General features: G+C 65.3%; 1 protein-coding gene. It reads right to left on the bottom strand.

The window, feature by feature from the left end; all coding sequences use genetic code 11:
• Positions 1-75 precede the first annotated feature (75 nt).
• Positions 76-693, bottom strand: coding sequence for a lysozyme family protein (locus B8W69_RS29525; RefSeq protein ID WP_245843434.1), 618 nt, complete (start codon positions 691-693; stop codon positions 76-78).
• Positions 694-755: the final 62 nt, after the last annotated feature.

Raw genomic sequence — 755 nt, 5'->3', positions numbered from 1 at the left:
GCCACAAACGCCGCAACACTCACCCACCAAAATTAACCCGGCCAAATCCCCCCGGCCACAGCCAAACACACCCAGTTAGTAGCCGTGGTGGATATTCCAGTTGGCCTGCCCCACTTTGGCCTTTTGGTTATGCCCGTCATGGGCGACCCCGTAGCGGGCCATCTGATAGTTCATCGACGCGCACGCATTGGCCACCGGATCCCAAATGTGGTTCGAGGTACCCGGCTGGTGGTACCGGGCGAACGTATCCGCCATCACCTGCCACGGACCCCGCGTCGCATGCAAAGGTCCCCCGTCGACCTGGCGGGCCCCATGCGCGTTGGTATCAGACAAATTGATCGCGTTGGCCCGATAACTGGATTCATGGTCGGCGATCGTGGTCATACCTTCCATCCAGTTCGCCCGAGCCCGCGGGTCAGTGATCCCCATGCGATCCAGCGCTTCTTCCAAGTAGCGGCGCATCGCGCCGCGCCCACTAGCCCACACGCCTTTGCCTTCAAAAGAGACCTCCGACAACGGGATAGCGCCGCGATCCACGCCGGCAGCGCCCAGCGCTTCACGTCCGCTGGGTTCGGCCGCGCTCCATTGCGCCGACCGGCGGCCACCCATCCCGTGCCCCATCAGCGAGGCCGGAAGTGACGCCAGCCCGCTCAAGCCGCTCAGCCCGCCCCCGCCACCGCCGGCGCCGCCCATCAAGCCGCCTAGCCCCGAAAGCGGCATACCGCCCATGCCCGGTGAACCCATCCCGCGATAGC

Origin of the sequence: Mycolicibacterium vulneris (genome assembly GCF_002104765.1) — a bacterium.
Taxonomy (GTDB): domain Bacteria; phylum Actinomycetota; class Actinomycetes; order Mycobacteriales; family Mycobacteriaceae; genus Mycobacterium; species Mycobacterium vulneris.
Note: the sequence above shows the minus strand (reverse complement) of the source record. Positions and strands in the feature narration are given on the sequence as shown.